Below are 25108 nucleotides of genomic sequence, written 5' to 3'. Positions count from 1 at the left end.
TTAGGACCATGGCTGGACTGATCAAACGCGAAGATATCGACGCCGTGCGCGAGCGTGCGGACCTTCGCGAGGTCGTCGAGCAGTACGTCACGCTCAAGGGCGCCGGCATCGGCTCCTGGAAGGGCCTGTGCCCCTTCCATGACGAGCGTTCACCCAGCTTCCACATCCGCCCCCAGGTCGGGACGTTCCACTGCTTCGGCTGCGGGGAATCCGGCGACGTCATCGCCTTCCTCATGGGCATGGAGCACACCAGCTTCCAGGAGACCGTGGAGAAGCTCGCCGGGCGGCTGGGAATCGAGCTGCGCTACGAGGACGGCGGCAAGGGCCCGGACAAGGCCGAGATCGGCCGCCGGCAGCGGCTGCTGGACGCGCACAAGATCGCCGATGAGTTCTTCCAGCAGGCGCTGCAGAGCCCCGAGGCGCAGATCGCCCGCGAGATGCTCACCGGCCGCGGCTTCACCCGCGAACACGCCGCCCAGTTCTCGGTGGGCTACGCACCCAAGGGCTGGGACAACCTGCTCAAGCACCTGCGCGCCAAGGGCTTCTCCGAGGAGGAGCTCACCGAGACCGGGATGTTCTCCTCCGGGGGCCGCGGGATCTACGACCGCTTCCGCGGCCGGCTGATGTGGCCGATCCGCGACATGACCGGGAACACCGTGGGCTTCGGCGGGCGCCACCTCTATGCGGAGGACAAGGGGCCCAAGTACCTGAACTCTCCCGAGACGGCCATCTACAAGAAGTCTCAGGTGCTCTACGGGATCGAGCACGCCAAGCGTCATGTCGCCAAACAGCGCCAGCTGGTCGTCGTGGAGGGCTACACCGATGTCATGGCCTGTCACGTGGCCGGCGTGGAGACCGCGGTGGCCACCTGCGGGACCGCCTTCGGCGAGGGCCACATCCGGATCGCCCGGCGGCTGATCTCGGATGAGGGCGGCGCCGGTGAGGTCATCTTCACCTTCGACGGCGATGCGGCAGGTCAGCAGGCGGCGCTGAAGGCGTTCAAAGAGGACCACATGTTCCTGGCCAAGACCTTCATCGCCGTGGGCCCCGAGGGCATGGACCCCTGTGACATCCGCCAGCACCGCGGCGATGAGGCGGTCAAGGAGCTCGTCGCCTCCAAGACGCCGCTCTTCGAGTTCGCCATCCGGGCCAAGCTGCGCGAGTTCGACCTGAACACCATCGAGGGACGCGTCGGTGCTCTGCGCGCCACCGCCCCCATCGTCGGCGGCATCAAGGACCCCGCGCTGCGCCCGGCCTACACCCGCGAACTCGCCGGCTGGCTCGGAGCAGAGATGGACGACGTCGCCCGCGCCGTCACCTATGCGCAGAAGCACCAGCCCTCCCCGCAGCAGGAGGCGGACAGGTCTTCCTCGGCGAACCAGGGGAACGGTCAGAACTCCAGGTCTCCGCAGCGCATGGATCCGGCGGGGGAGCAGCGCGGCGGGCGCGGATTCGTCCGTCCCGACACCCGCGATCCTGCGGTGCTCATGGAGCGGCAGGCGCTGGAGGTCATCCTGCAGCACCCCACACATCTGACCGCCGAGCAGTGGGAGGAGATCTTCACCGTCCGCTTCACCGCTCCGGCGCATCAGGCGATCCACGACGGCGTGCGCATCGCCGCCGCCTCGGCCTCGGATCCGCGCAACTGGGTCAGCGCGGTGCGTGATGAGGTCCCGGAGCCGATCAAGTCCTTCGTCTCCGAGCTTGCGGTCACCTCGCTGCCCACCAACTCCGACGAACATCTGGAGAAGTACTGTCAGTCGATCCTCAATCGGCTGGTGGAGCTGAAGATCACCCACCAGAAGGCGAATCTGCTCGGCAGCCTCCAGCGCATGGACCCGGCCCAGAACCCGGAGGAGCACCAGGCGCTCAACCGCGAGCTGATGGAGCTTGAGCAGCGTCGTCGTGCGCTGCGCGAAGCCGAATGGGCCTGATCCTCCAGCTCAGCGCCGCAGACTGACCCTCCCGCGCCGGATGCGCTGACGCGGATCGACTTCGGCCCTGGACCTCGGCTTGATAGCGTGTTGCCTCGAACACAGTGCACCCTGAGCGGGGCCCGCCTGTCCGTGCGAGACGACGTCACCGCAGGCATGGGCAGGTCGCGCTGCGGTTCGAGAGATCCACCAGACGTGACGATGGGGTCACGTGAAGCATCCGAGAAGGAGATTCACATGACCCAGGAACACCCGATCGCGGCGAGCTCGCCGACCACCGGAAGCATCACGCGCATCCAGGCCACCCACGAGGTGCCCGAGGCGATGCGCCGCGATGTGAGCCTCCTCGGCGGCCTGCTGGGCCAGGTGCTCGAGGAGTACGGCTCCGAAGGGCTGCTGGCCGACGTCGAGGCGCTGCGGGAACTGACCATCGCGGCCCTGGAGGATCCCAGCGGAGACACCCTGGAACAGGCCGAGAAGCTGGTCGACTCGTTCTCCGCGGAACGTGCCAAGGAGGTCGCCCGCGCCTTCACGTCCTATTTCCTGCTGGCGAATCTCGCCGAGGAGCAGCACCGCGTCCGCACTCTGCGTGCCCGCGACGGCGAGCTTCCGCTGGCCGAGCAGCAGCCCACCGATTCGGTGGCCGCGGCCTTCACCCACCTCGCCGAGGAGGTCGGCCAGCGTGAGGCCGAGCGGCGGCTCAAGGAGCTGCGCTTCCACCCGGTGCTCACCGCCCACCCCACCGAGGCCCGGCGAAACGCCATCACCGCCTCGGTGCGGCGCATCGGGGCCCTGCTCGACGTCCGCGACGACGCTCGGGTCGGACCCACCGCGCTGGCGAAGAACCGCCGCGAGATCCTCGAAGAGATCGACAACATGTGGCGCACGGCCCAGCTGCGCGTCTCGAGCCCCTCCCCGCTGGACGAGGTGCGCACGGCCCTGGGCGTCTTCGACTCCTCCTTCTCCTCCGTCTTCACCCAGGCCTACCGCCGCATGGACGACTGGCTGCAGGGGGAGGCCTCCGGATTCCAGGCTCCCAAGGCGCCCGCCTTCATCCGGCTCGGCTCCTGGATCGCCGGGGACCGGGACGGCAACCCGAACGTCACCGCCACGATCACCCGCAAGGCCGTGGCCCAGGCCGCGGACCGGGTGCTGGCCGATCTGGAGTCACGGGCCCGGCGAACCGGCATGTCGCTGACCCTGGATGACCGCTACACCCCGCGGAGTCAGCGCCTCGAGACCCTCTGGAACAGGCAGCGCCAGCTCTCCGAGGAGCTGGCCGCGCAGGCCTCCCAGCATTCACCGCGGGAGCCGCACCGGCAGGTGATGCTGGCCATCACCGGTCGCATCCAGGCCACCCGGGAGCGCAATGCCGATCTGGCCTACGCGGTGCCCGAGGAGCTGATCGCAGACCTGCGGATCGTCCAGGAGTCCCTCGTGGAGGCCGGCGCGAACCGCGCGGCCTACGGCGATCTCCAGGAGCTCATCTGGCAGGTGCAGACCTTCGGCTTCCACCTGGCAGAGCTGGAGGTGCGTCAGCACTCCAAGGTCCATGCCCAGGCCCTGGCCTGGCTCGAGGACCCCGACTCGGTGGAGAAGATGGCGGTCCCCGCCGAGGAGGTGCTGGAGACCTTCCGCGCCATCGCCTCGGTGCAGCAGCGCTATGGCGTGGACGCCGCCCGGCGCTACATCGTCTCCTTCACCACCTCGGCGCAGAACCTGGCGGACGTCTACACCCTGGCGGAGAAGGCCCTCGGCGGCGCCGAGAACGCCCCGGTGCTGGACGTCATTCCGCTCTTCGAGACCTATGAGGACCTGCGCAACGCCCCGGAGATCCTCGAGGAGATGCTGCACAACCCGGCCGTGCAGGCCCGGCTTCAGGAGACCGGACGGCGCATGGAGATCATGCTGGGCTACTCCGACTCGGCCAAGGACGTCGGCCCCGTCTCGGCCACCCTCGCGCTCTACGAGGCGCAGGAGAAGATCGCCGAATGGGCGATCAAGCATGACATCACGCTGACCCAGTTCCACGGTCGCGGCGGCGCGCTCGGCCGCGGTGGCGGACCGGCGAACCGGGCGATCCTGGCGCAGCCCCCGCACTCGGTGGATCTGCGGTTCAAGGTCACTGAGCAGGGGGAGGTCATCTCTGCCCGCTACGGCAACCCGGAGATCGCTCTGCGGCACATCGAACAGGTCGCGGCGGCCACTCTGATGGCCTCCGCGCCGTCGACCGAACGGCGCAACGCCGAGGCGGCGCAGCGCTATGCCGGGCTGGCCGAGAAGATGGACGCGGTCTCCCGCGAGCGCTTCCACGGTCTGGTCAACGCCGAGGGCTTCGCCCCCTGGTTCGCCGAGGTCACCCCGCAGGACGAGGTCGGCCTGCTCGCCATCGGCTCCCGTCCGGCCAAGCGCGGCCTCTCGGTGGAGTCCCTGGAGGACCTGCGTGCGATCCCGTGGAACTTCGCCTGGGGCCAGGCGCGGATCAACCTGACCGGCTGGTACGGCCTGGGCAGCGCCCTGGAATCGGTGAACGATCCGGAGCTGCTGCGCACCGCCTACGCCGAATGGCCGCTGTTCCGCGCGCTGATCGACAACATCGAGATGTCGCTGGCCAAGACGGACCGGCGCATCGCGGGGCGCTACCTGGCGCTCGGCGGCCGCGAGGACCTCACCGAGGTGGTGCTCGAGGAGTTCGATCTGACCACCAAATGGGTGCTCACCATCACCGAGCAGCAGCGTCTGCTCGAGAACCACCAGGTGCTCGGCCGCGCGGTGCAGCTGCGCAATCCCTATGTGGATGCGCTCTCGCTGATCCAGCTGCGCGCGCTGCGTGTGCTGCGCTCGGGCACCCTCGCCGACGATCAGATCGACGATCCGCGCAACCTGCTGCTGATCACGCTCAAGGGCGTGGCGGCAGGCCTGCAGAACACCGGCTGATCTCGGCCCCCCTCTGCGTTTTACCTGCCGCTGCGTGGTCTACCAAGCCGACCGTGCCCCTGGTAGACCACGTAATCCCAGGTAAAACGCGGGTGGCTAGGATTGGACCATGACATTCCCCTCTGCGCAGCCCCTGATCGATCCTGACCGCGACCCGGAGCAGGCCGATCCGCACCTGTGGCTCGAGGAGGTCGACGGGGAGCCCGCCCTGGAGTGGGTGCATGAGCGCAATGCCCGCGCCGAGGAACGGATCAAGGACGCCGGATTCGAGCCGCTGCGCACGCAGCTGCGCGAGATCCTCGATGCCTCCGATCGCATCCCGGGCGTGACCAAGCGCGGGGAGCACCTCTACAACTTCTGGACCGACGCCGAGCACCCGCAGGGGCTGTGGCGCCGCACCACCGAGGACTCCTACCGCAGCGAGTCCCCCGAGTGGGAGATCCTGCTGGACCTGGACGCGCTCAGCGCCGATGAGGGCGTCACCTGGGTCTGGCACGGCGCCGAGGTGCTGCGCCCCCACGGCCAACAGACGAGCCCCGGCCAGACGAGCCCCGACCAGGCCAGCACCGGCCAGACGAGCCCCGGAGACGACGACGGCGCCCAGTGGCGCCATGCGCTGGTCTCGCTGTCCCCGGGCGGCTCAGATGCCGATGTCACCCGTGAGTTCGACCTCGCCACCAGGCGCTTCGTCGCTGAGGAAGACGGAGGCTTCCACCTGCCGCAGGGCAAGGGCGGGCTGAGCTGGATCGACCTGGACACCGTCTATATGACCCATGATGCGGGGGAGGACGCGGTCACCAGCTCGGGCTATCCCCGGGTGGCTCGTCGCTGGCGGCGGGGAACCCCGCTGGCCGAGGCACAGGCGGTCCTCAGCGTGGAGCAGGACCATATGACCGCCGTCGTCGGCTATGACAGCACGCCGGGCTTCGAACGACATTTCGGCGTGAAGCTGCTCGGCTTCTATGACCGTGAGACCTATCTGCTGGACCCGGAGGCGCAGGACACGCTCACCCGGGTCGAGGTGCCCACCGATGTCTCGGTCGGCTTCCATCGGGATCTGATCGTGCTGCGTCCGCGCACTGACTTCACCCACCACGGCGTGGACTACCGCGGGGGCAGCCTGATCGTGGGCGACGCCGAGTCGTTCCTCGCCGGGGAGCCGGAGCTGACGGTGCTCTTCGAGCCCACCGAGTCTGCGGCCCTGCTCAACGTCGCCGTGACCCGCGAGATGTTCGTGCTGACCCTGCTCGAGGACGTGATCCACCGCGTGCAGGCGCACTGGCGCGACGCCGGCCAGTGGCGCGAGGCTGCAGTGTTCGACGAGCTCGGCGGTTCACTCAGCGTGGGCGCCGTGGACGCGGAGGAGTCCGACGAGGTCTGGCTGACCAGCAATGACTGGGTCACCCCCACCAGCCTCTACCGCGGTGACCTCGCCGCGCTGCGGGCCGGGGAGCAGCCGTCCCTGGAGCTGCTCAAACAGGCCCCTGAGCGGTTCGAGGCCGACGGTCTCGCCTCGGTGCAGAGCTTCGCGACCAGCGCGGACGGCACGAGGATCCCGTACTTCCTGATCGGCCGGGCAGAGGCGGTGCAGGCCGCCGAGACCCCCGCCCAGGAGAAGGTGCGCGGCGCGGCCCAGATCGCCGGTCCCGAGCCCCACCCCACCATCCTCTACGGCTACGGCGGATTCCAGATCTCCCAGACCCCGAGCTACCTGGGCCTGGCCGGCAAGGCCTGGCTGGAGGACGGGGGAGTGTTCGCCGTGGCCAACATCCGCGGCGGCGGCGAGTACGGGCCCGGCTGGCATCAGGCCGCGCTGAAGGAGAACCGCAATCGGGCCAATGAGGACTTCGCCGCCGTGGCGCGGGACCTGGTGTCCAGCGGCGTCACCACCGTGGAGAAGCTCGCCTGCCGGGGCGGCTCCAACGGAGGCCTGCTCACCGGCAACATGCTCACCCAGTACCCGGAGCTCTTCGGCGCCGTGGTCATCCAGGTCCCGCTGCTGGACATGCGTCGGTTCGCCCAGCTGCTCGCCGGTGCCTCCTGGCGCGCCGAATACGGCGACCCGGAGACGCAGGACTGGAAGTTCATGCAGGACTTCTCTCCTTACCACCTCCTGACTGAGGGAGTCGACTATCCGCCGGTGCTGCTGACCACCTCGACCCGGGATGACCGGGTGCACCCCGGTCACGCCCGGAAGATGACCGCGGCGCTGGAGCAGCTCGGCGCCGATGTGACCTATTGGGAGAACACCGAGGGCGGGCACGGCGGAGCCGCCAACCCGGAGCAGCAGGCCACGATGAACGCGCTGATCTACCGATGGCTCTGGCAGCAGCTGGGCTGAGAGGGGTTCCGTCCGAGGGGTCGCGGACTAGACTTGGTCCCAGTCCAGACACAACTTTCAGGGGGGAGCGCTGCGCATGAGCGTGCCAGCCATCGAAACGCGCGGGCTGGTCAAACGGTTCGGCAGCACCGCTGCGGTGGACGGGATCGACCTGCACATCGAGCAGGGCGGCATCTACGGAGTCCTGGGTCCCAACGGGGCCGGGAAGACGACGGCGATCCGCATGCTCGCCACTCTGCTGCGCCCGGACGAGGGCGAGGCCCGGGTGCTCGGGCACGATGTCTTCACCGAGCCCAGGATGATCCGCGAGAAGATCGCGCTGACCGGGCAGTTCGCCTCGCTGGACGAGGACCTCACCGGGCTGGAGAACCTGATGCTGCTGGGACGGCTGCTCGGCTACAGCTCCCGGGACGCGAAGGTCCGCGGCATGACCCTGCTGGAGGCGTTCGGCCTGACCGAGGCCGCTGGTCGTCAGGTGAAGAAGTACTCCGGCGGCATGCGACGACGTCTCGACATCGCCGGCTCGCTGATCGTGACCCCGCAGCTGATGTTCCTGGACGAGCCCACCACGGGCATCGACCCGCGCAGCCGCAACCAGGTCTGGGACATCATCCGCGCCCTGGTGGCGGCGGGCACCACGATCCTGCTCACCACCCAGCACCTGGAGGAGGCCGACCAGCTGGCCGACCGCATCGCGGTGATCGACACCGGCAAGGTGATCGCCGAGGGAACCCCCGGACAGCTCAAGGCCCAGGTGGGCACGGGTGCGCTCAAGGTCCGGGTGGCGGACCCCGCACGGCGCGAGGAGGCCGCCGAGATCCTCGGGCGCACGCTGATGACCGAGGTGATCCGAGAATCGGACTCGGCGGCGCTGACCGTGCGGCTCGAGGACGAGTCCCGGGCGGCCTCCGCGCTCATCGCTCTGCAGGACTCCGCGCTGGCCGTGGAGACCTTCGCGCTGGGCCAGCCCAGCCTGGACGAGGTCTTCCTCGCCCTGACCGGTCACAAGACAGTTCACGAGGCGACCGACGGCGACGCTGCGGCCGCGCAGGAGGAGGCGGCGTGACCACCACGGCGCAGGACGAGGCCCAGAAGATCAGAAGCGTCCTGGTCCCGGCAGACCAGCGACCCACCCCCTCCGGCCCGCTCAGCGCGTCGCTGACCTACGGCTGGCGCGCGCTGCTGAAGATCAAGCACATTCCGGAGCAGCTCTTCGACGTGACCGTCTTCCCGATCATGATGACGGTGATGTTCACCTATATCTTCGGCGGCGCCATCGCCGGGTCCGTGGACGGCTACGTGCAGTGGCTGATCCCCGGCATCTTCGTGCAGACGATGATCATGATCACCATGTACACCGGGCTCACGCTCAACCGTGACATCTCCAAAGGCGTCTTCGACCGTTTCCGCTCGCTTCCCACCTGGCGTCCCGCGCAGCTGGTCGGCGCGCTGCTGGGCGATCAGATCCGCTACGTCCTGGCCGGCACGATCATCCTGCTGGTGGGATTCGTGATGGGCTTCCGCCCCGAGGGCGGGCTCAGCGGAGTGCTGGTGGCCTTCGTGCTGCTGCTGCTCTTCAGCTTCAGCCTCTCCTGGATCTGGACCGTCATCTCCCTGCTGGTGCGCACGGAGCAGGCCGCGATGGGCATCTCGATGTTCATCATGATGCCGCTGACCTTCGCCTCGAACATCTTTGTGGACCCGGAGACCATGCCCAGCTGGCTGCAGGGCGCGGTGGAGGTCAACCCGGTCTCGGTGGTGGTGACCGCCATCCGTGAGCTGATGGCCGGCGTCGGCGAGTTCAGCAGCGTGACCCTGGTGCTGGTCTACTGCGTGGTGCTCATCGGCGTGTTCGGTCCTGCCTCCATGTACTTCTACAACCGCAAGAGCTGATCCGGCTCCAGGAGCGTGAGCACCCGAGGAGCCGGCGTCAGCTGATGAAGCGGATGGTGAGCGGGTACCGGTAGGGACGGCGCTGATACGCCGCGAGGGCGGCCATGATGCTGAAGATGACCGAGAGCAGCCAGGCGAGCGCCAGTATCACGAAGCCGATCAGCAGGATCGTGGTCAGCGTGCCGATGACGTAGGCGATGAACAGGGTGATCTGGAAGTTCAGCGCCTCCTTGCCGTGGTCATCGAGCATCGCGCTGCGCTGCCGGAAGACCAGCCAGAGCACCAGGGGCACCAGCCAGGAGAGGAACACGCCGCCCAGGTGCATCGCCACGCCCCAGCCCTGCTCCTCGCCGGCGCTGACCGGCACGGCGCGCGCCGGCCGGGGGTCCTGCGGCGATGCGCCCTCGGCGCCTGGCTGTGGTGGGGGCCCAGTCATGATTCCTCCGTGATGTCGCGGGGTTCGGTGTGGTGTCCAGCGTAGTCTCGACGCCGCGGGATGGATACGGTGGGGGCATGCCTGATGAACCTTCCGCCATGCCCCTTCCGCACGAGGTGCTCGACCTTGCCCGTGCGGCCCGCCACGTGGCGGTGTTCAGCGGGGCGGGGATCTCCGCAGAGTCCGGCGTGCCCACCTTCCGTGAGGTCCAGCGCGGACTCTGGGAGCAGTACTCGGCCCAGGACCTCGCCACCCCGGAGGCCTTTGAGAACGACCCCGCCCTGGTGCACACCTGGTACCGGTGGCGGGCCGCGCTGATCCAACAGGTGTCACCCAATCCCGGACACAGGGCGCTGGCCCAGTGGCAGCGGCGGCTCGCCGCGGGCGGCGGCAGCCTCAGCATCTCCACGCAGAATGTGGATGACCTGCATGAACGCGCCGGCGCCGAGGTCCTGGCCCACCTCCACGGGCGGATCACGGCCCATCACTGTCATGAATGTGGCGCCCCGGCCCAGATCACAGCCCCCCATGACGACGGCGCGGACGAACCCGGGGAGCCGGAGGATCCGCCCGTGTGCCAGGTCTGTCAGGAGGGGCTGATCCGACCCTCGGTGGTCTGGTTCGGAGAGCCTCTGCCCATGGCGGATTTCGAGAACACCGCGGAAGCCATGCGGTCCGCCGACCTGATCCTGGTGGTGGGCACCTCGGGGCTGGTCCAGCCTGCGGCCTCCCTGCCCCTGCTGGGGATGGAGCGGGGGACCCCGCTGATCGAGATCAACCCCGAGCCCACTGAGCTCAGCGATGCCATGCACCACCGACTGCGCGGGCCCGCAGGCGAGGTGCTGCCCGCCCTGGTCCAGGCCCTGGAGGTGGACTGAGCCATGCTCTGGCTGTATCTGCTGGCTCTGGGACTTCTTGCAGCGGTGACCGCCGCGCTGCTGGGCCGCTGGGAGGGGGCCGCAGTCCCCGAGGAGGAGAATCCTGCCGCAGGAGACTCTGATGTCGCGGACCTGCTGCAGCGTCGCGCGCAGGCCAGCATCACCGCCGAAGACCTCCAGGAGGTGCGTCTGGACTCCGCGGTGCGCGGGTACCGGATGGATCAGGTGGATCGTCTGCTCGATGCGCTCGCCGCGCAGCTTCGTGACGCCGAGGCGGCGCTGCGCCGCCGCGAAGACCCCTCCAGCGACAGGTTCGTACAAGCGTACGGTCCTGATATCGGCCGCCCGGAGGTGAGTGGAGCCGCCCCTGACCAGGGCGGATCTCCGGCGCCCGAGGAGGCCTCTGATTCCAGATTTAAGCGTGCGGAGTGACATTCCTCGCAGATGCGAGATAATGGAATGAGTTCAGGCGCTGGATCTCTGCATCAGGCATGGACGCGCACGCTATAGAACTTCAGAAGGGATGCACTCGATGGCTGCAATGAAACCGCGTACTGGCGACGGTCCGATGGAGGTCACTCAGGAGGGGCGCAGCCTGATCATGCGGGTGCCGATCGACGGAGGGGGCCGACTGGTCCTCGAGATCAACAATGAAGAGGCTCAGGCGCTGAAGCAGTGCCTGATCAAGGCTGTCGGAGAATGATCATCGGTTCAGGCCGGACGCGTCCAGCGCGCCCGGCCTGAACTCTTCGCCGGCACGCCTCAGCGGCGAGCTGCGATCAGAAGTCCTGTCCCGGTGCCCAGCATCGAGGTGTGCAGGCGTTCATCATCCTGCAGCGCCCTCTCGAGGCTGCGCAGGGTCTGGGTGGAATCGTCCCGGACCGCAGGTCGGGGCACCCGGTCGTGGTCCAGTGCGTCATTGATGACCAGCAGCCCCGAGGGGCGCAGCAGTCGAATGCCCTGCTCCGCGTAGTCCCGGCAGTGCGCCTGGTCCGCGTCGATGAAGACGACGTCATAGGCGCCCGTGGTCAGTCGCGCCAGCACCTGCCCGGCCCTGCCGGTGATCAATCGCGCTCGTGAGGAGGGGAGCTTCGCGTCCCTGAAGGTCTCCCGGGCCGCCTGGATGTGGTCCGCCTCATAGTCGATGCTGGTCAGCACGGCGTCGGACCGTGCGCCGCGCAGCAGCGCCAGGCCAGAGACTCCGACCCCCGTGCCGACCTCCACCAGTGTGTGGGCCTGCGCGGCGGCCGCCAGGACGGTCAGCAGAGCCGCCACTCCCTGGCTGGGCGGGCGCACGCCGAGGTCCTCCGCGCGCAGGCGAGCGTCCGTCATAGCCGGTTCCTCTTCGGCATGCTGTTCGGCGTAGGCCCAGCTCGAATGTTTGGCGGGATGCTGGGGCTGCTGAGCTTTCATGGGTCCTTCTTCGCACAGGAATGAGGTGGTGCAGGGGCGGGGCGCGCTCTTCTGTCAGGACCAGCGCGGCTCGTAATCACCGGGGAACGGAATCCCGGTCGTGATACGTTTCCAGAGAAATTTCAGGTTCTGCTCAGTTCTACCCCTCATGATAAGCAGGATGACCAGGCACGATTCAAGCACTCCGTCGGTCCGCGGAGCCAGCACCGGTGAATCGCACCGTGGCTGGCCCGGCGCGACGACCACCCACGAAGCCACCCGTCCACGTGCCGGGTGGCTGGTGGCGCTCTCCCTCCTCGTCCTGGTGCTGCTCGGGGCGCTGGTCTGCGTGGCCGCCTGGGTGATCGGTGGACGTGCCCTTCCCCCGATCAGCTCCGTGCAGTCGCTGCTGCCGCAGAGCGACCAGAGCAGCCAGACCCAGCAGGACGGTGTTCCCGCAGATCCGGACCCCGGGCTCTCGATCTCGAGCAACGACCTGAACCTGATCCCCGTCGATGATCCCGACACCAGCGTGCTGCCCGGATCCCCGGAGACCACGGACATCCAGCAGATCCCGCTGGACAGCCTCTCCGCGCTGAAGAGCCTGGGCTGGTCCGTGCCTCACCTGGCCGGATTCGGGCTCGCCACCGAGTATGCAGAGACCGGCGTGGTGGCCGGCATCCGGACCGTGCAGGTGCGACTCACCGACGGCGAACATCACCTCGACGTCTCCGAGACCAGGCCTGAGCAGGCGGAGCTGGAGATGGCGCCGCTGCAGTCCAAGCTGGCCGACGTCGTCGATGTCTCCGACGCTCGCCAGGAGAGCATCACGCTGCGCACCGGAGACGAGTGCCAGCTCTACATCTCCGAAGACAAGGAGCAGTGGACCGCCGCCATGGAGACCGGCCGGGTCCAGTATGTGGTGAGCTCGGATCTGCCTGAGACCGCCGCCGAACAGATCTCCAACTGGGTCATGGCCACTGACCGTTCCAGGGTCCAGGTCCTGCCGATCGTGCCCTCCGGCTCAGAGCGGCTGGAACGCGGCTTCGAGGAGCTGCTCGACTGGCTCACTGACTGAGTCAGCGCCGAGGGTAGGCTTGGTCTGTGACCGGTATCAACGCTTATGAGTTCGTCATTCTGCTCGTGCTGGCGCTGGTCATCCTCGGACCGGAGCGGCTGCCCCAGTACGCGCGGAATCTGGCGCGCTGGACCCGGCAGGCCCGCGACATGGCCGAGGACGCCAAAGGCCGGTTCAAGGACGAGACCGGCACAGACTTCGACGAGGTCGACTGGAAGCGGTATGACCCGCGGCAGTACGACCCGCGACGCATCATCCGTGAGGCGCTCACCGATGAGTACTCGGAGGACTTCCGCGAGGCACGCTCTGCGGTCACCGGCACCTTGGACTCGGCGCGTCGGGCCACCGATCCCCGGGAGCTCTTCCGCAGCAGCAGCGGGGCCGTGCGGACACCGGGCAGCGGGGTGCCCGCCAGCTCCGCATCCAGCTCCGCATCCAGCTCCGCCTCCAGTTCCACCGGGGCGGTCGCGGCTGGCATGGCCGGGGCAGGAAGCCGCTCCTCCGCGGGGGAGAGTGAAGATGGAGCTGCAACGAGCAGCGACGACGTCCCGGGAGCCAGCAGCGCAGGCCAGACGCCGGTCCCGCCCGCCGCAGCTCCCTACGACGCCGAAGCCACCTGACCCTCCCCCCTCAGCGTTTTACCGGGCCCTGCGAGCTCTACCAGCCCAGCGGTGGGCCAGGTAGAGCGCGCAAGCGCAGGTAAAACGCTCAGGAGGCGGGGCTGAAGGGGAGCTTGCGGCCGCTGATCCCGCGTGGCTGGACGGCCAGCCGGGCGGCGATGCCGCGCAGCGCGGTCCCTGCCGGAGAATCCGGAGCCGAGCGGACGACCGGCTCGCCGTCGTCGCCGGCCTCGCGCAGGTGCATGTCCAGGGGCACCGAACCCAGCAGCGGAACCTCAGTGTTCAGGGATTCGCTGAGCCGGTCTGCGACCAGCTGACCGCCGCCGCTGCCGAAGAGCTCGAAGCTGGAGCCGTCGGGCAGGGTCATCGGCCCCATGTTCTCGATCACGCCGGCCACCCGCTGCTTGGTCTGGGAGCTCAGCGCGCCGGCGCGCTCGGCCACGTTCGAGGCCGCGGACTGCGGCGTGGTGACCACCAGCAGCTCCGAACCGGGCAGCAGCTGGGCCACGGAGATCGCGATGTCCCCGGTGCCGGGCGGCAGGTCCAGAAGCAGCACATCGAGGTCTCCGAAGTGCACGTCGGTGAGGAACTGCTCCACAGCGCGGTGAAGCATCGGACCGCGCCAGGCCACTGCCTGGTTGCCCTCGACGAACATGCCGATGGAGATGGTCTTCACGCCGTAGGCCACCGGCGGCAGGATCATCTCATCCAGCCGGGTGGGCTTGTCGGTGATGCCCATCAGGTCCGGAACGGAGAAGCCGTGGATATCGGCGTCGATGATGCCCACCTTGAGCCCCTGCGCCGCCATCGAGCAGGCGAGATTCACGGTCACCGAGGACTTGCCGACGCCGCCCTTGCCGGAGGCGACGGCGTAGACCCTGGTCAGGCTCTCGGGCTGGGCGAACCGGTTGATCTTGCCCGTCTCGCCGCCGCGCAGATGATCCTTCAGCGCGGCACGCTCCTCGGGGGTCATCACACCGAGCTCCACCGAGGCCGTGGAGACCCCCTCGGCGCGCACCGCCGCAGCGGTGACGTCCTCGACGATCCGGCTGCGCATCGGACAGGCGGCGATGGTGAGCTTCACGCCTACATGCGCGGCTCCGGCATCGTCCACGCTGATCTCGCCGACCATGCCCAGCTGGGTGATGGGCAGGCGCAGCTCAGGATCGATGACCTCGTGCAGGCGCTGGCGGATGCGTTCGGTGATGGCGGGATCAGACACGGCCCCAGTCTAGGGCCGGCACCACATCCGGGGTGCGGGTGCCAGCCGCGGAACCGAGGACCGACGCACAGCGGAGCAGCCACGCCGACCTGAGACAATGGGTCCATGTCGATGAATGCTGGAACGAATACAGGTGGACTCAACACCGGCGGACTGCCGCGCGGTGAGCTGCTGGGCCGCTACCGCTCCTACGAGGACGCCCAGAAGGTGGTGGATCACCTGACCGCGGCAGAGGACTTCGATGTGAAGGCCCTGACGATCGTGGGCAATGACCTGCGGTCGGTGGAGCACATCCGCACGCGCCTGACCTACCCGCGGGTGGCGCTCGCCGGCGCGGCGCAGGGCGCGATGTTCGGTGCGTTCATCGGTCTGCTCATCTACCTCTTCAGCCCGGAGGCCAACATCTACAACCTCGGCTTCTCCGTGGTGCTGGGCATGGCCATCTGGATGATCATCGGTGTCCTGGGCTTCGCGATGCGCAAGGGACGCCGCGAGTACGCGTCCTCCTCCCAGCTGGTGGCCACGAGCTTCGACGTGGTCTGCGAGTTCTCCTCCGCCCACCGGGCCCGGCAGCTTGTCGCGGGCGCGGGGGTCATGAGTCTGAACTCTTCCAACGACCCCACCGGCCGGGCCCAGTCCCCGCAGGCCCAGGCGCCGCACTCCCAGGCACCGCAGGGGCCTGCACCCCAGAGCCACCCCGCCCAGCAGGGGCAGAGCGGCCCCGCCCCTCAGGGTCAGGACCAGTCCGCACCGCTGGGTCAGGACGCAGGCGCTGTCGGACAGCAGGGCTCGACGACGACGGCTCCGACCACGCAGTCACCGTCCGCCGGATACAACGACCTGCCGGACGGGCGCCCCCGCTATGGCGTGCGCGCCCCGCAGGAGACAAGTCCGCAGGAGTCGGGCTGGCAGGGTGACCAGCCTGAGTCTGCGGAGCACGCCGATGCGAGGAACACCCCCGGCGAAGAACGTCGCTGAGCAGGGACTCGTCGCCCCGCCAGCGCATGCAGAACGCCCCGCCCGCCTGATGCTCCAGTAGAGCTCAGGCTGACGGGGCGCTTCCACGTGAGGGCCGGTTCAGGGAGCCGGCTGCTCAGTCAGTCCGATCAGGCCGTGCGGCTGCGGCGGCCGGTGATGGCCTGCCAGATGAGGGCCACGATGACGCCGCCACCGATGGCGAACAGCCAGGTGGCCAGATCGAAGAATGAGTCATTGACGTCGATGCCGAACGCTGCGGAGGCGATGAAGCCGCCGAGCAGCGCGCCCAGCACACCGGTGATCAATGCGGCGATCCATCCGCCCGCCTGCTTGCCGGGAAGGATGAGTCGAGCGATGGCACCTGCGATGAGGCCCAGGACGAGCCAAGCGATGATTCCCATGGTGTGTCCTCCTTTTGTTCTATGAACCTGTTGTGGTTCGACTGATTCCAGCGTAGCGGCTGAAATGCAGGAGATGCGAATGCTTTGTGCCTGACAGAGATCGGCTTGATCACAGTTTCATTGCCGCTTTATCACGAACATTCTCAGCTCCGCCACTTTTATCACCACAGTTATTGAGCGCCCCAGATGTCCCGCATCCATGCCTCGACTTCGGCTGCTGCGCGGGGCAGCGCGGAGGAGAGGTTCTCCGCTCCTTCTTCGGTGACGAGCACGTCATCCTCGATCCGCACTCCGATTCCGCGGAACTCGGCCGGCACGGCGAGATCCTCCGCTTTGAAGTACAGCCCCGGCTCGATGGTGAAGACCATTCCCGGTTCGAGCACGCCGTCGAGGTAGAGCTCGCGCTTGGCCTGGGCGCAGTCGTGGACATCAAGTCCCAGGTGGTGACTCGTGCCGTGTGGCATCCATCGGCGGTGATGCTGTCCGGTCTCCGCGAGAGACTCCTCGAGACCGACCGGCAGCAGCCCCCAGTCATCGAGGTGCTCGGCCAGGACCTTGACCGCCACGGCGTGGATCTCGCGGAACCTGATACCAGGCCGGACCACGGCGAAGGCGGCATCGGCGGCGGCCAGGACGGCGTCGTAGATCCGGCGCTGGACGGGGGAGAACTCGCCGGTGACCGGCAGCGTGCGCGTGATGTCAGCGGTGTACAGGGAATCGGCCTCCACTCCCGCATCGAGCAGAAGCAGGTCCCCGGGGCTCACCGCGCCGTGATTGCGGATCCAGTGCAGCACGGTGGCGTTGTTGCCGGAGGCGGCGATCGTGTCGTAGCCGAGGTCGTTGCCCTCGAGTCGTGCTCGAGCGAAGAAGGCTCCCTCGACGATCCGCTCGCCCCGGTCGTGTCCCACGGCGCGGGGCAGCGCGGCGACCACATCGTGGAAACCTGCGATCGTGGCGTCCACGGAGGCGCGCAGCTGTGCGACCTCCCACTCGTCCTTGACCAGACGCAGCTCTGAGAGGGACTCCAGCAGCGCGCCGTCGTAGGCGTCGGAGGTCTCGAGGTCCACGGCGGTGTTGATCCGCGAGGTGTCCACGAGGGCGTCGACATCGAGGTCGACCTCACGCAGCAGCCGCAGCCGGGTGCCGCCGAACTCCACCGGACCGGCGTTCTTGGTCACCGCCACCTCCAGGGCGCCGGTGTCCGCCGTGCGGATCCCGAGTCGCTGAGCGAACTCCTCGAGGCCGGGGCGCGGGCCGATCCAGAACTCCCCGTGCCGAGCGTCAGCATAGAAGGCCTCCGAGTCGCGTCCGGCCATCGGGGTGAAGTAGAGCGTGACCTCATGGTCCGAACCGTCGTCGCCGTCGCCCTCGTCAACCGGCTCGAAGACCAGCACGGCACCTGCCTCGTGGTCCAGGCCCAGACCGGTCAGATGCGCGAACGCCGAATGTGGCCGGAAGCGGTAATCCGTGTCATTGGAGCGGACCTTCAGCGGTCCGGCGGGGATCACCAGCCGCTCTCCGGGGAACTGCGCGGAGACGGCCGCGCGTCGTCGGGCCGCGTAGGAGGCGACCTCGTCGCGGCCATGCTGGACCCGCTCGGCCGGAGCCCAGCTGGAGGCCATGAACTCCTTGAACGCATCCGAGGTGGGGCGCTGCGAGCGGTTGCTGCCGCGCTCCTCGAGCGCCTGCGCGGAGGCCGAAGTGACGAGGTTGAATTCTTCCGTGTTCTCAGAACTGGTCATCGCCCCAGTCTAGGTCCGCCCCCGGTCAGGACCCCAGCCCCGCCCAGCTCCCAGCCCCGCCCAGCCCGCCCCTCACCCCCGCTGCGGCGCTGAGACTTCACAGGCCCTGCGTGGGGCCGTGCGTGGGGCCGGCCACAGGGCCGGCCACAGGGCCGATCACCGGGTCTCGGACCGGCTAGGCTGATGGCCATGCGCGTGGACCTGCACACCCATTCCAACGTCTCCGACGGCACCGAAGCTCCCGCCGCCGTGGTCGCCGCCGCGGCCGCCGCCGGACTGCAGGGGCTCGCCCTGACCGATCATGACACCACCGCGGGCTGGGACGAGGCGATCGTGGCCGCCGTGGAGCACGGCATCATGCTGCTGCCCGGCATGGAGATCACCACTCTCACCGAGAACGGGATCAGCGTCCACCTGCTCAGCTACCTGCACGACCCGGCTCACCCGGGCCTCTCCGCCGCGATGTCCGAGGCGCGCGATGGTCGGCTCAACCGAGCCCGGCGCATCGCCGAACGTCTCTCCGTGGACTTCCCGCTGACCTGGGAGACGGTCGAACAGCACGTCAGCGTCGGAGCCACGGTGGGACGTCCGCACCTGGCCGACGCGCTGGTGGGGATCGGAGTGGTGGCGGACCGTCAGGAGGCCTTCGATCATATGCTCCATGCCGGCTCCCCCTACTACGTCAGCCAGCACAACATGCATCCGACGACGGCGATCCGGCTGGTCCGCGCGGCGGGAGGAGTCCCGGTGCTGGCCCACGGGATGGCCTCGGCCCGCGGCCGCACCGTGAGCACCGAACAGCTCGAAGAGATGGTGGAGGCGGGACTTGCCGGAGTGGAGGTGCACCACCGGGACAACCCCGAGTCAGGCCGGAAAGTGCTGCGCGACCTCGCCCGAGCCCATGATCTGCTGGTCACCGGATCCTCGGACTATCACGGCACCGGGAAGGCCAATCTGATCGGGGAGAACACCACGGACGAACAGACCGTCCAGGCGCTGTGCGAGCTGGCCACAGGCTTCGAGCCGATCCGCCCGTAGGCCCCGCAGGCCCCCAGGCTCGGTTGCAGGCCCCGCAGGCACATCCCGCCCCAGATTCCGCAGGCCCACCCCCAGAACCCACCGGCACATCCGGCCGCGGACATCCCCGCCGTAGACTGGCCCCATGAGTGAATCCATGCGGGATCCCGCCGGAGTCGTCCGTGCCAAGCGGCTTCCCCGCGAGCAGCGCCGCACCCAGCTGCTCGACTGCTCGCTGCAGGTCTTTGTGGCCAAGGGGTACCACGGGGCCTCGATGGATGACATCGCCGAGATCGCTCAGGTCTCCAAGCCCGTGCTCTACCAGCACTTCCCCGGCAAGCATGAGCTGTTCCTGGGCCTGTTGGACACCCACCTGGCCCAGCTCGAATATGAGCTGACCCAGGCGCTGGCCACCAGTGCGGACAACAAGGAACGGGTCCAGGCCACGATGGCCACCTTCTACGAGTTCATCGCCCGCAAGGACGAGGCCTACCGGCTGGTCTTCAGCTCCGGGATGGACAACGACGAAGAGGTGGAGGACCGGCTCGAGCGCTTCCACGATGCCATGGCCGGGGCGATCGCCGAGGTCATCGCCGACGACACCGGCCAGCCCATGGCCGAGGCCACCATGTTGGGCCACGGTCTGATCGGCATGGCCCTCTCCGCGGCACGGCACTGGAGCCGGCTCTCCGAGCGTCCGGATCAGGAGGTCTCCTCCCAGCTGACCGCACGTTTGGCTTGGCGCGGAATCTCGGGCTTCCCGAAGGAACCTGAAAGCACCGCAGGCGCACAATAGGTAGTATCGAAGGCAGGTAAACCCGCCCACTTCTGAAGCAGGCGTCCAGCTCTGGACCTCTGCGGCTCTCCCGGGTGGGCGTTGACCCACGGATTCAAGGAGTTGGCATGGAAGTACGTATCGGAATTCAGCACGTCTCACGCGAGATCGTCATTGAGACCGAGGCCAAGCCCGAAGAGATCGAACAGGCCGTCGCCGCCGCCATTGAAGGCGCGCAGCCACTGCTGAGCCTGGAGGACCGCCGCGGCAAGAAGATCGTGGTTCCGGTCGCCTCCATCGGCTATGTGGAGATCGGCTCCGACACCAAACAGACTGTGGGCTTCGCAGCCGCAGTCGCCTAATGAAAGTACCTATGACTGAACAGACCACCGAGTCCTCAGCCGCTGAGACTGAAGCCCCCATCTCCGCCGCTGATCCCGAGCTCGTCGAGGCTGTCGAAGCCTCCCCACTGACCTTCGCCGATTTCAACGTCCGCCCTGAGATTGTGGCGGCGCTCGCCGACAAGGGCATCACCACGCCCTTCCCGATCCAGGCCGAGACCCTGCCGATCGCGCTGGGCGGCTATGACATCATCGGCCAGGCCAAGACGGGCACCGGCAAGACCCTGGGCTTCGGCATTCCTGCCATCCAGCGCGTCACCAGCCCCGACGACGCCGGCTATGACGACCTTCCGGCCCCCGGAGCGCCCCAGGCGCTGATCGTCGCCCCAACCCGAGAGCTCGCCGTGCAGGTGGCCGCCGACATCAAGGTCGCCGCCGCCCGCCGCGGCATCCGCGTGGCCACGATCTATGGCGGCCGCGCCTATGAGCCGCAGATCGAGGAGCTCGACCGCGGCGTGGAGATCGTCGTCGGCACCCCCGGGCGCCTGATCGACCTTCACCGGCAGCGCCACCTGAAGCTGAAGAACGTCAACATCGTGGTCCTCGATGAGGCCGACGAGATGCTCGATCTCGGCTTCCTCCCCGACGTGGAGACCCTGCTGGCCGCCGTCCCGGAGGTCGGTCGCCAGACCATGCTCTTCTCCGCGACCATGCCCGGCGCCGTGGTCGCCATGGCGCGCCGGTACATGACCAAGCCCACCCACATCTCCGCGGCGGACCCGCTGGATGAGGGCATCACGAAGAAGGACATCCGGCAGCTCGTCTACCGCGCGCACCACCTGGACAAGGACGAGGTCATCGCCCGTCTGCTCCAGGCCGAGGGCCGCGGCCGCACGATCGTCTTCACGCGGACCAAGCGACAGGCCGACCGGCTCTCCGGCGAGCTGATCTCCCGCGGCTTCGCCGCCGGCGCCATCCACGGCGACCTCGGCCAGGGAGCCCGCGAGCAGGCCCTGCGCGCCTTCCGCAACGAGAAGATCGATGTCCTCGTGGCCACCGATGTCGCTGCCCGCGGCATCGACGTCACCGACATCACTCACGTCATCAACCTCACCGCTCCCGATGATGAGAAGGCCTATCTCCACCGTGTGGGCCGCACCGGCCGCGCCGGCAAGACCGGCATCGCCGTGACCTTCGTGGACTGGGAGGACATGCCCAAGTGGAAGCTCATCGACAAGGCTCTCGGCCTGGGCATCCCGGAGCCGGTGGAGACGTACTCCTCCTCCGCGCACCTCTACGAGGACCTGGACATTCCCAAGGGCACCAAGGGACGCCTGCCCCGGCACAAGCGTTCCAAGGCCGGCCTGGACGCCGAGGAGCTCGAGGATCTCGGCGGGCCGGAGAAGCGCCGGTCCAGCGGAGGCCGCGACGCCGGTCGCGATGCTGGCCGTGGGCGCTCCGGCGACCGCGAGGGCGGCCGTGGCCGCTCCGGTGATGGTGGCCGTGGCCGCGATGGCGGTCGTGATGGTGGGCGCGATGGTGGCGGCGATGGCGGGCGCGATGGTGGCCGTGGGCGCGACCGCGCCGACGACTCGTCCAAGGACTCCCGGTCCTCCTCCGAGGCTTCGGCGCCGCGCAGCCGCAGCCGTCGGCGCACCCGCAGCGAGGACTCGGGCGCACAAGGTTCAGATTCAGCGTCCCAGGTCCAACAGCCCGCGGCAGCCGCGTCGTCCGAGGGTGGAGAGTCTGCCGCGCAGCCCAGGCGTCGGCGTCGTCGTCGCGGTGGTTCCGGATCAGGCGGCGGGAACGCCTCCAGCGAGAGCTGACCGGACCTTCTGTGAGCGCTGGGGAGATCGCTGCCGCGGACAGCTGCGGCTTCGACCCCGCCGGGCCCTCCCAGGTGCTCGAGGGCGAGAACCTCGAGCTCCTGCCGGAGCTTCCTGACGAATCCTTCACGGTGATCTACCTGGACCCGCCCTTCAACACGGGGCGGGCCCAGCGGGCCACCAAGACCACGAACACCCGGCGCCCCGACGGTGAGGGCAACCGGGTGGGCTTCGCCGGGCGCAGCTATGACACGGTGCGCCGTGCCCTGGCCGAATACGACGACTCCTTCACCGACTACTGGGAGTTCCTCGAGCCCCGCCTGCTCCATGCCTGGCGGCTGCTGGCCGAAGACGGCACGCTCTACCTGCACCTGGACTACCGCGAGGTCCACTACGCAAAGGTCCTCTGCGACGCCATCTTCGGGCGGGAGTCCTTCCTCAACGAGATCATCTGGGCCTACGACTACGGCGGGCGCACCAAGAAGCGCTGGCCCACCAAGCACGACACCATCCTGGTCTACGTGAAGAACCCATCCGGCTACATCTTCAACGCCGAGGCCGTGGACCGCGAGCCCTATATGGCTCCCGGGCTGGTCACCGCCGAGAAGGTCGCTCTGGGCAAGCTGCCCACCGACGTCTGGTGGCACACCATCGTCTCGCCCACCGGCCGTGAGAAGACCGGCTACCCCACCCAGAAGCCGGTCGGGCTCGTCCGCCGCATGGTCCAGGCCTCCTCGAACCCGGGGGACTGGGTGCTCGACTTCTTCGCCGGCTCCGGGACCCTGGGTGCCGTGGCCGTGGAGACCGGGCGCCGCTTCATCTGCATCGACTCCTCCCCGCAGGCCCTTGATGTGATGGAGACCCGTCTGGGCGAGCACGCACAGGTCCACCGCAGCGCACTGATGGAGGCCTCGTGATCGAATTCCGCAACGTGGGCAAGACCTACCAGGACGGCACCGCCGCCGTGGAGGAGTTCAGCCTGAAGGTGCCCTCGCACAGCACCGCAGTGCTCCTGGGCTCCTCGGGCTGTGGCAAGACCACGCTGCTGCGCATGGTCAATCGGATGGTGGAGCCCAGCTCCGGCAGCGTGCTGATCGACGAGGAGGACATCTCCGGGGTCGAACCTGTGGCGCTGCGCCGCAGGATCGGCTACGTCATGCAGCATTCCGGGCTGCTGCCGCACCGCCGCGTCATCGACAACATCGCCACCGTGCCTCGCCTCAACGGGGCCTCCCGCGCAGAGGCGCGCAGGCGCGGCTATGAGCTGATGGAGATCGTGGGACTCGACACCGCCCTGGGGACCCGCTATCCGGGCCAGCTCTCCGGCGGCCAGCAGCAGCGCGTCGGCGTGGCCCGAGGACTGGCCGCTGACCCGAACATCCTGCTCATGGACGAGCCCTTCGGAGCCGTGGATCCGCTGGTGCGGATCGAGCTGCAGCGCGAGCTCGCCAGGGTCCAGGAGGAGCTGAAGAAGACCATCATCTTCGTCACCCATGACATCGACGAGGCGCTGACCCTGGGGGACCAGATCGTGGTGCTCAAGGCCGGCGGAGTGATCGCCGCGTCCGGAACCCCGGAGGAGCTGGTGCAGAACCAGCAGGACGAGTTCGTCTCCCGGTTCCTGGGACTGGACTCCGGCCGCCGCTCGCTCAAGGCCGCACAGACCGAGGACGGCGGGCTGCTGATCTCCGATGCGCAGGGCCGGCCGCTGGGCGTGGTCGAGCCCGAGCCGGAGCGCGCTGACCGGCCATGACCTGGATCCTGGACAATCTCGCCGCGATCGGTGAGCTGACTCTGGTGCACCTGGCGCTGAGCCTGCCCGCCGTGGTCATCGCCTTCGTGGTCTCCATCCCGGTGGCCTGGGCCGCGAACCGGGTGCGCATCCTCCGCGAACCCCTGCTCACCGGCACCGGACTGCTCTACGCAGTGCCCTCGCTTCCGCTGTTCATCCTGCTCCCCGCCGTGGTGGGCACCTCGGTCAGAGATCCGCTCAACGTGGTGATCGCGCTGTCCATCTTCGGACTCGCGCTGATGGTCCGTTCCGCGGCCGAGGCGCTGGACGCGGTCACCGATGATGTGCGCACCTCCGCCACCGCCATCGGGTTCTCCGGGATGGGCCGGTTCTTCACCGTGGAGCTCCCGCTGGCAGGGCCGGCGCTGCTGGCCGGCGTGCGCGTGGTCTGTGTGAGCTCCATCAGTCTGGTCTCGGTCAGCGCGGTCCTCGGCGTCAGCTCACTGGGCTCGCTGTTCACCGACGGCTTCGCCCGGGGCATCATCGGCTCCATCGTGGCCGGAATCCTGATGACCGTGGTGCTGGCGCTGATCTGCGACCTGCTGCTGGTGCTCGCCGGCCGCATGCTCATGCCCTGGAACACCGCACGTCCCGGCCGCCATCGCCTGCGGCCGCGCCAGAGCCAGAGCCTGCGCCAGCGCGACAGTCACAGCCAGAGCCAGCGCCAGGGGGCGGCGGCATGACCAACATCGTCGAGGCACTGCGCTGGCTGCTCACCGCCGAAGCCTGGGCCGGCTCGGGCGGGCTCTGGGTGCGTTCCCTCGAGCACCTCGGGTACACGCTGATCGCGCTGGGGATCTCCGCAGTGCTCGCGCTGCCGCTGGGCCTGCTGATCGGTCACACCGGCCGGGGCAGGGGAGTCGCCGTCGTCGCCACCGGCGCCGCACGTGCTCTGCCCACCCTGGGCCTGCTCACGCTGGTGGCGCTGTTCACCGGGATCGGCCTGACGGCGCCCATGGTCGCCCTGGTGATCCTGGCCGCACCCTCGGTGCTGGCAGGTGCCTATGCCGGGGTGGAATCGGTGAACCCGGCCACCGTCGACGCCGCCCGCGCGCAGGGGATGAACGGCTGGCAGGTCCTCACCCGGGTGGAGATTCCACTCGGTCTGCCGCTGATCCTCAGCGGACTGCGGCTGGCGGCCCTGCAGGTCATCGCCACCGCCACACTGGCGGCCTACGTGGGCGCCGGGGGACTGGGAAGACCGCTGTTCCTGGGACTGCGCACCTACGACTACCCCATGATGCTCGGGACATCGATCGTGGTGATCCTGCTGGCCATCCTGGCGGACGCCGCCTTCGGCACCGGGCAGCGTCTGCTCCGCAGGATCCCCGGCCTCGCCGGACCGCAGCGCGCCCCCGGCCGGGGATCGTCCCGTGCGGCGCGCGAGGGCTCACCCCGTGCATCACGCACGGCGTCTGACGCGTCGCATCCCGTCACAACTGCGCGCTGAACTCGACATCGCCGCGGCCGGCGCCGAGAGTTTCCTATGATGTCCCTGAGGATCA

At 68.6% G+C, this 25108-nt stretch carries 24 protein-coding genes; 19 read left to right on the top strand and 5 right to left on the bottom strand.

The window, feature by feature from the left end; all coding sequences use genetic code 11:
• Positions 1–8 precede the first annotated feature (8 nt).
• From dnaG to H4W27_RS08745, 5 genes are all read left to right on the top strand, one after another.
• On the top strand, positions 9–1934 hold the full coding sequence (gene dnaG / locus H4W27_RS08765; protein ID WP_192595587.1) for a DNA primase: 1926 nt from the start codon (positions 9–11) through the stop codon (positions 1932–1934).
• Between the two features lie 237 nt (positions 1935–2171).
• Positions 2172–4871: a phosphoenolpyruvate carboxylase gene (locus H4W27_RS08760; RefSeq protein WP_192595586.1), complete on the top strand. Its 2700-nt coding sequence runs from the start codon at positions 2172–2174 to the stop codon at positions 4869–4871.
• A gap of 109 nt (positions 4872–4980) precedes the next feature.
• Complete coding sequence (locus H4W27_RS08755) at positions 4981–7212, top strand: prolyl oligopeptidase family serine peptidase (RefSeq protein WP_192595585.1); 2232 nt, start codon at positions 4981–4983, stop codon at positions 7210–7212.
• A 76-nt stretch (positions 7213–7288) separates the two neighbouring features.
• Positions 7289–8278, top strand: coding sequence for an ATP-binding cassette domain-containing protein (locus H4W27_RS08750; protein ID WP_192595584.1), 990 nt, complete (start codon positions 7289–7291; stop codon positions 8276–8278).
• Entirely contained in the window at positions 8275–9105 is an 831-nt protein-coding gene (locus H4W27_RS08745; RefSeq protein ID WP_192595583.1) for an ABC transporter permease, read from the top strand. The genes H4W27_RS08750 and H4W27_RS08745 overlap by 4 nt, the downstream gene beginning before the upstream one ends.
• 37 nt (positions 9106–9142) lie before the next feature.
• Here the strand turns inward: H4W27_RS08745 and H4W27_RS08740 are convergent, their stop codons facing one another.
• Positions 9143–9541, bottom strand: a complete 399-nt coding sequence (locus H4W27_RS08740; RefSeq protein WP_192595582.1) for a DUF4870 domain-containing protein — start codon at positions 9539–9541, stop codon at positions 9143–9145.
• 77 nt (positions 9542–9618) lie between these two features.
• Between H4W27_RS08740 and H4W27_RS08735 the strand changes: the two genes are divergently transcribed.
• The 3 genes from H4W27_RS08735 to H4W27_RS08725 all read left to right on the top strand — a co-directional run bounded on the left by H4W27_RS08735 (position 9619) and on the right by H4W27_RS08725 (position 11122).
• Positions 9619–10419: an SIR2 family NAD-dependent protein deacylase gene (locus tag H4W27_RS08735; protein WP_225939064.1), complete on the top strand. Its 801-nt coding sequence runs from the start codon at positions 9619–9621 to the stop codon at positions 10417–10419.
• 3 nt (positions 10420–10422) lie between these two features.
• Positions 10423–10851, top strand: coding sequence for a DivIVA domain-containing protein (locus H4W27_RS08730; RefSeq protein WP_192595581.1), 429 nt, complete (start codon positions 10423–10425; stop codon positions 10849–10851).
• Positions 10852–10951: 100 nt separating this feature from the next.
• Positions 10952–11122 carry a DUF3117 domain-containing protein gene (locus tag H4W27_RS08725; protein ID WP_084479395.1) on the top strand — a complete coding sequence of 57 codons (171 nt, stop codon included), beginning with the start codon at positions 10952–10954 and terminating at the stop codon, positions 11120–11122.
• A 59-nt stretch (positions 11123–11181) separates the two neighbouring features.
• Here the strand turns inward: H4W27_RS08725 and H4W27_RS08720 are convergent, their stop codons facing one another.
• The gene (locus H4W27_RS08720; protein WP_192595580.1) at positions 11182–11832 is read right to left on the bottom strand and encodes an O-methyltransferase; all 651 of its coding nucleotides are present in this window, start codon (positions 11830–11832) and stop codon (positions 11182–11184) included.
• A gap of 160 nt (positions 11833–11992) precedes the next feature.
• On the opposite strand from H4W27_RS08720, the gene H4W27_RS08715 reads away from it, so the two are divergent.
• Entirely contained in the window at positions 11993–12889 is an 897-nt protein-coding gene (locus H4W27_RS08715) for a hypothetical protein (protein WP_192595579.1), read from the top strand.
• A gap of 26 nt (positions 12890–12915) precedes the next feature.
• Positions 12916–13509, top strand: coding sequence for a Sec-independent protein translocase family protein (locus tag H4W27_RS08710; RefSeq protein WP_192595578.1), 594 nt, complete (start codon positions 12916–12918; stop codon positions 13507–13509).
• A gap of 88 nt (positions 13510–13597) precedes the next feature.
• On the opposite strand, the gene H4W27_RS08705 is transcribed toward H4W27_RS08710, so the two are convergent.
• Positions 13598–14731, bottom strand: a complete 1134-nt coding sequence (locus H4W27_RS08705; RefSeq protein ID WP_192595577.1) for an Mrp/NBP35 family ATP-binding protein — start codon at positions 14729–14731, stop codon at positions 13598–13600.
• Between the two features lie 105 nt (positions 14732–14836).
• On the opposite strand from H4W27_RS08705, the gene H4W27_RS08700 reads away from it, so the two are divergent.
• Positions 14837–15709, top strand: coding sequence for a general stress protein (locus tag H4W27_RS08700; RefSeq protein ID WP_192595576.1), 873 nt, complete (start codon positions 14837–14839; stop codon positions 15707–15709).
• A gap of 128 nt (positions 15710–15837) precedes the next feature.
• Here the strand turns inward: H4W27_RS08700 and H4W27_RS08695 are convergent, their stop codons facing one another.
• Complete coding sequence (locus H4W27_RS08695) at positions 15838–16110, bottom strand: GlsB/YeaQ/YmgE family stress response membrane protein (protein ID WP_192595575.1); 273 nt, start codon at positions 16108–16110, stop codon at positions 15838–15840.
• A gap of 170 nt (positions 16111–16280) precedes the next feature.
• A complete protein-coding gene (locus H4W27_RS08690) occupies positions 16281–17852 on the bottom strand; it encodes an aminopeptidase P family protein (protein WP_192595574.1) in 1572 nt (523 codons plus the stop codon).
• A 189-nt stretch (positions 17853–18041) separates the two neighbouring features.
• Between H4W27_RS08690 and H4W27_RS08685 the strand changes: the two genes are divergently transcribed.
• From H4W27_RS08685 to H4W27_RS08650, 8 genes are all read left to right on the top strand, one after another.
• Positions 18042–18890, top strand: a complete 849-nt coding sequence (locus H4W27_RS08685) for a PHP domain-containing protein (protein ID WP_192595573.1) — start codon at positions 18042–18044, stop codon at positions 18888–18890.
• Between the two features lie 124 nt (positions 18891–19014).
• Positions 19015–19665: a TetR/AcrR family transcriptional regulator gene (locus H4W27_RS08680; protein WP_192595572.1), complete on the top strand. Its 651-nt coding sequence runs from the start codon at positions 19015–19017 to the stop codon at positions 19663–19665.
• A 107-nt stretch (positions 19666–19772) separates the two neighbouring features.
• The gene (locus H4W27_RS08675; RefSeq protein WP_192595571.1) at positions 19773–20006 is read left to right on the top strand and encodes a DUF3107 domain-containing protein; all 234 of its coding nucleotides are present in this window, start codon (positions 19773–19775) and stop codon (positions 20004–20006) included.
• 11 nt (positions 20007–20017) lie between these two features.
• Positions 20018–21811: a DEAD/DEAH box helicase gene (locus H4W27_RS08670; RefSeq protein ID WP_192595570.1), complete on the top strand. Its 1794-nt coding sequence runs from the start codon at positions 20018–20020 to the stop codon at positions 21809–21811.
• An 11-nt stretch (positions 21812–21822) separates the two neighbouring features.
• Positions 21823–22728, top strand: a complete 906-nt coding sequence (locus H4W27_RS08665; protein WP_318782248.1) for a DNA-methyltransferase — start codon at positions 21823–21825, stop codon at positions 22726–22728.
• Positions 22725–23564: an ABC transporter ATP-binding protein gene (locus tag H4W27_RS08660; protein ID WP_192595569.1), complete on the top strand. Its 840-nt coding sequence runs from the start codon at positions 22725–22727 to the stop codon at positions 23562–23564. Before H4W27_RS08665 ends, H4W27_RS08660 begins: the two co-directional genes overlap by 4 nt.
• The gene (locus H4W27_RS08655) at positions 23561–24286 is read left to right on the top strand and encodes an ABC transporter permease (protein ID WP_192595568.1); all 726 of its coding nucleotides are present in this window, start codon (positions 23561–23563) and stop codon (positions 24284–24286) included. The genes H4W27_RS08660 and H4W27_RS08655 overlap by 4 nt, the downstream gene beginning before the upstream one ends.
• Positions 24283–25053 (top strand): ABC transporter permease, encoded by a 771-nt coding sequence (locus tag H4W27_RS08650; protein ID WP_192595567.1) that lies wholly within the window; start codon positions 24283–24285, stop codon positions 25051–25053. Before H4W27_RS08655 ends, H4W27_RS08650 begins: the two co-directional genes overlap by 4 nt.
• Positions 25054–25108: the final 55 nt, after the last annotated feature.

Source organism: Nesterenkonia lutea (assembly GCF_014873955.1).
Classification (GTDB): domain Bacteria; phylum Actinomycetota; class Actinomycetes; order Actinomycetales; family Micrococcaceae; genus Nesterenkonia; species Nesterenkonia lutea.
The sequence above is the reverse complement of the archived record's forward strand: the minus strand, read 5'-3'. Positions and strand labels throughout refer to the sequence as shown.

Bases quoted from the DNA above. Each gene is read 5' to 3' on its own strand.
- dnaG (WP_192595587.1), top strand. From the start codon at position 9: ATGGCTGGACTGATCAAACGCGAAGATATCGACGCCGTGCGCGAGCGT.
- H4W27_RS08760 (WP_192595586.1), top strand. From the start codon at position 2,172: ATGACCCAGGAACACCCGATCGCGGCGAGCTCGCCGACCACCGGAAGC.
- H4W27_RS08755 (WP_192595585.1), top strand. From the start codon at position 4,981: ATGACATTCCCCTCTGCGCAGCCCCTGATCGATCCTGACCGCGACCCG.
- H4W27_RS08750 (WP_192595584.1), top strand. From the start codon at position 7,289: ATGAGCGTGCCAGCCATCGAAACGCGCGGGCTGGTCAAACGGTTCGGC.
- H4W27_RS08740 (WP_192595582.1), bottom strand. From the start codon at position 9,541: ATGACTGGGCCCCCACCACAGCCAGGCGCCGAGGGCGCATCGCCGCAG.
- H4W27_RS08735 (WP_225939064.1), top strand. From the start codon at position 9,619: ATGCCTGATGAACCTTCCGCCATGCCCCTTCCGCACGAGGTGCTCGAC.
- H4W27_RS08730 (WP_192595581.1), top strand. From the start codon at position 10,423: ATGCTCTGGCTGTATCTGCTGGCTCTGGGACTTCTTGCAGCGGTGACC.
- H4W27_RS08725 (WP_084479395.1), top strand. From the start codon at position 10,952: ATGGCTGCAATGAAACCGCGTACTGGCGACGGTCCGATGGAGGTCACT.
- H4W27_RS08720 (WP_192595580.1), bottom strand. From the start codon at position 11,832: ATGAAAGCTCAGCAGCCCCAGCATCCCGCCAAACATTCGAGCTGGGCC.
- H4W27_RS08715 (WP_192595579.1), top strand. From the start codon at position 11,993: ATGACCAGGCACGATTCAAGCACTCCGTCGGTCCGCGGAGCCAGCACC.
- H4W27_RS08700 (WP_192595576.1), top strand. From the start codon at position 14,837: ATGTCGATGAATGCTGGAACGAATACAGGTGGACTCAACACCGGCGGA.
- H4W27_RS08695 (WP_192595575.1), bottom strand. From the start codon at position 16,110: ATGGGAATCATCGCTTGGCTCGTCCTGGGCCTCATCGCAGGTGCCATC.
- H4W27_RS08690 (WP_192595574.1), bottom strand. From the start codon at position 17,852: ATGACCAGTTCTGAGAACACGGAAGAATTCAACCTCGTCACTTCGGCC.
- H4W27_RS08685 (WP_192595573.1), top strand. From the start codon at position 18,042: ATGCGCGTGGACCTGCACACCCATTCCAACGTCTCCGACGGCACCGAA.
- H4W27_RS08680 (WP_192595572.1), top strand. From the start codon at position 19,015: ATGAGTGAATCCATGCGGGATCCCGCCGGAGTCGTCCGTGCCAAGCGG.
- H4W27_RS08675 (WP_192595571.1), top strand. From the start codon at position 19,773: ATGGAAGTACGTATCGGAATTCAGCACGTCTCACGCGAGATCGTCATT.
- H4W27_RS08670 (WP_192595570.1), top strand. From the start codon at position 20,018: ATGACTGAACAGACCACCGAGTCCTCAGCCGCTGAGACTGAAGCCCCC.
- H4W27_RS08655 (WP_192595568.1), top strand. From the start codon at position 23,561: ATGACCTGGATCCTGGACAATCTCGCCGCGATCGGTGAGCTGACTCTG.
- H4W27_RS08650 (WP_192595567.1), top strand. From the start codon at position 24,283: ATGACCAACATCGTCGAGGCACTGCGCTGGCTGCTCACCGCCGAAGCC.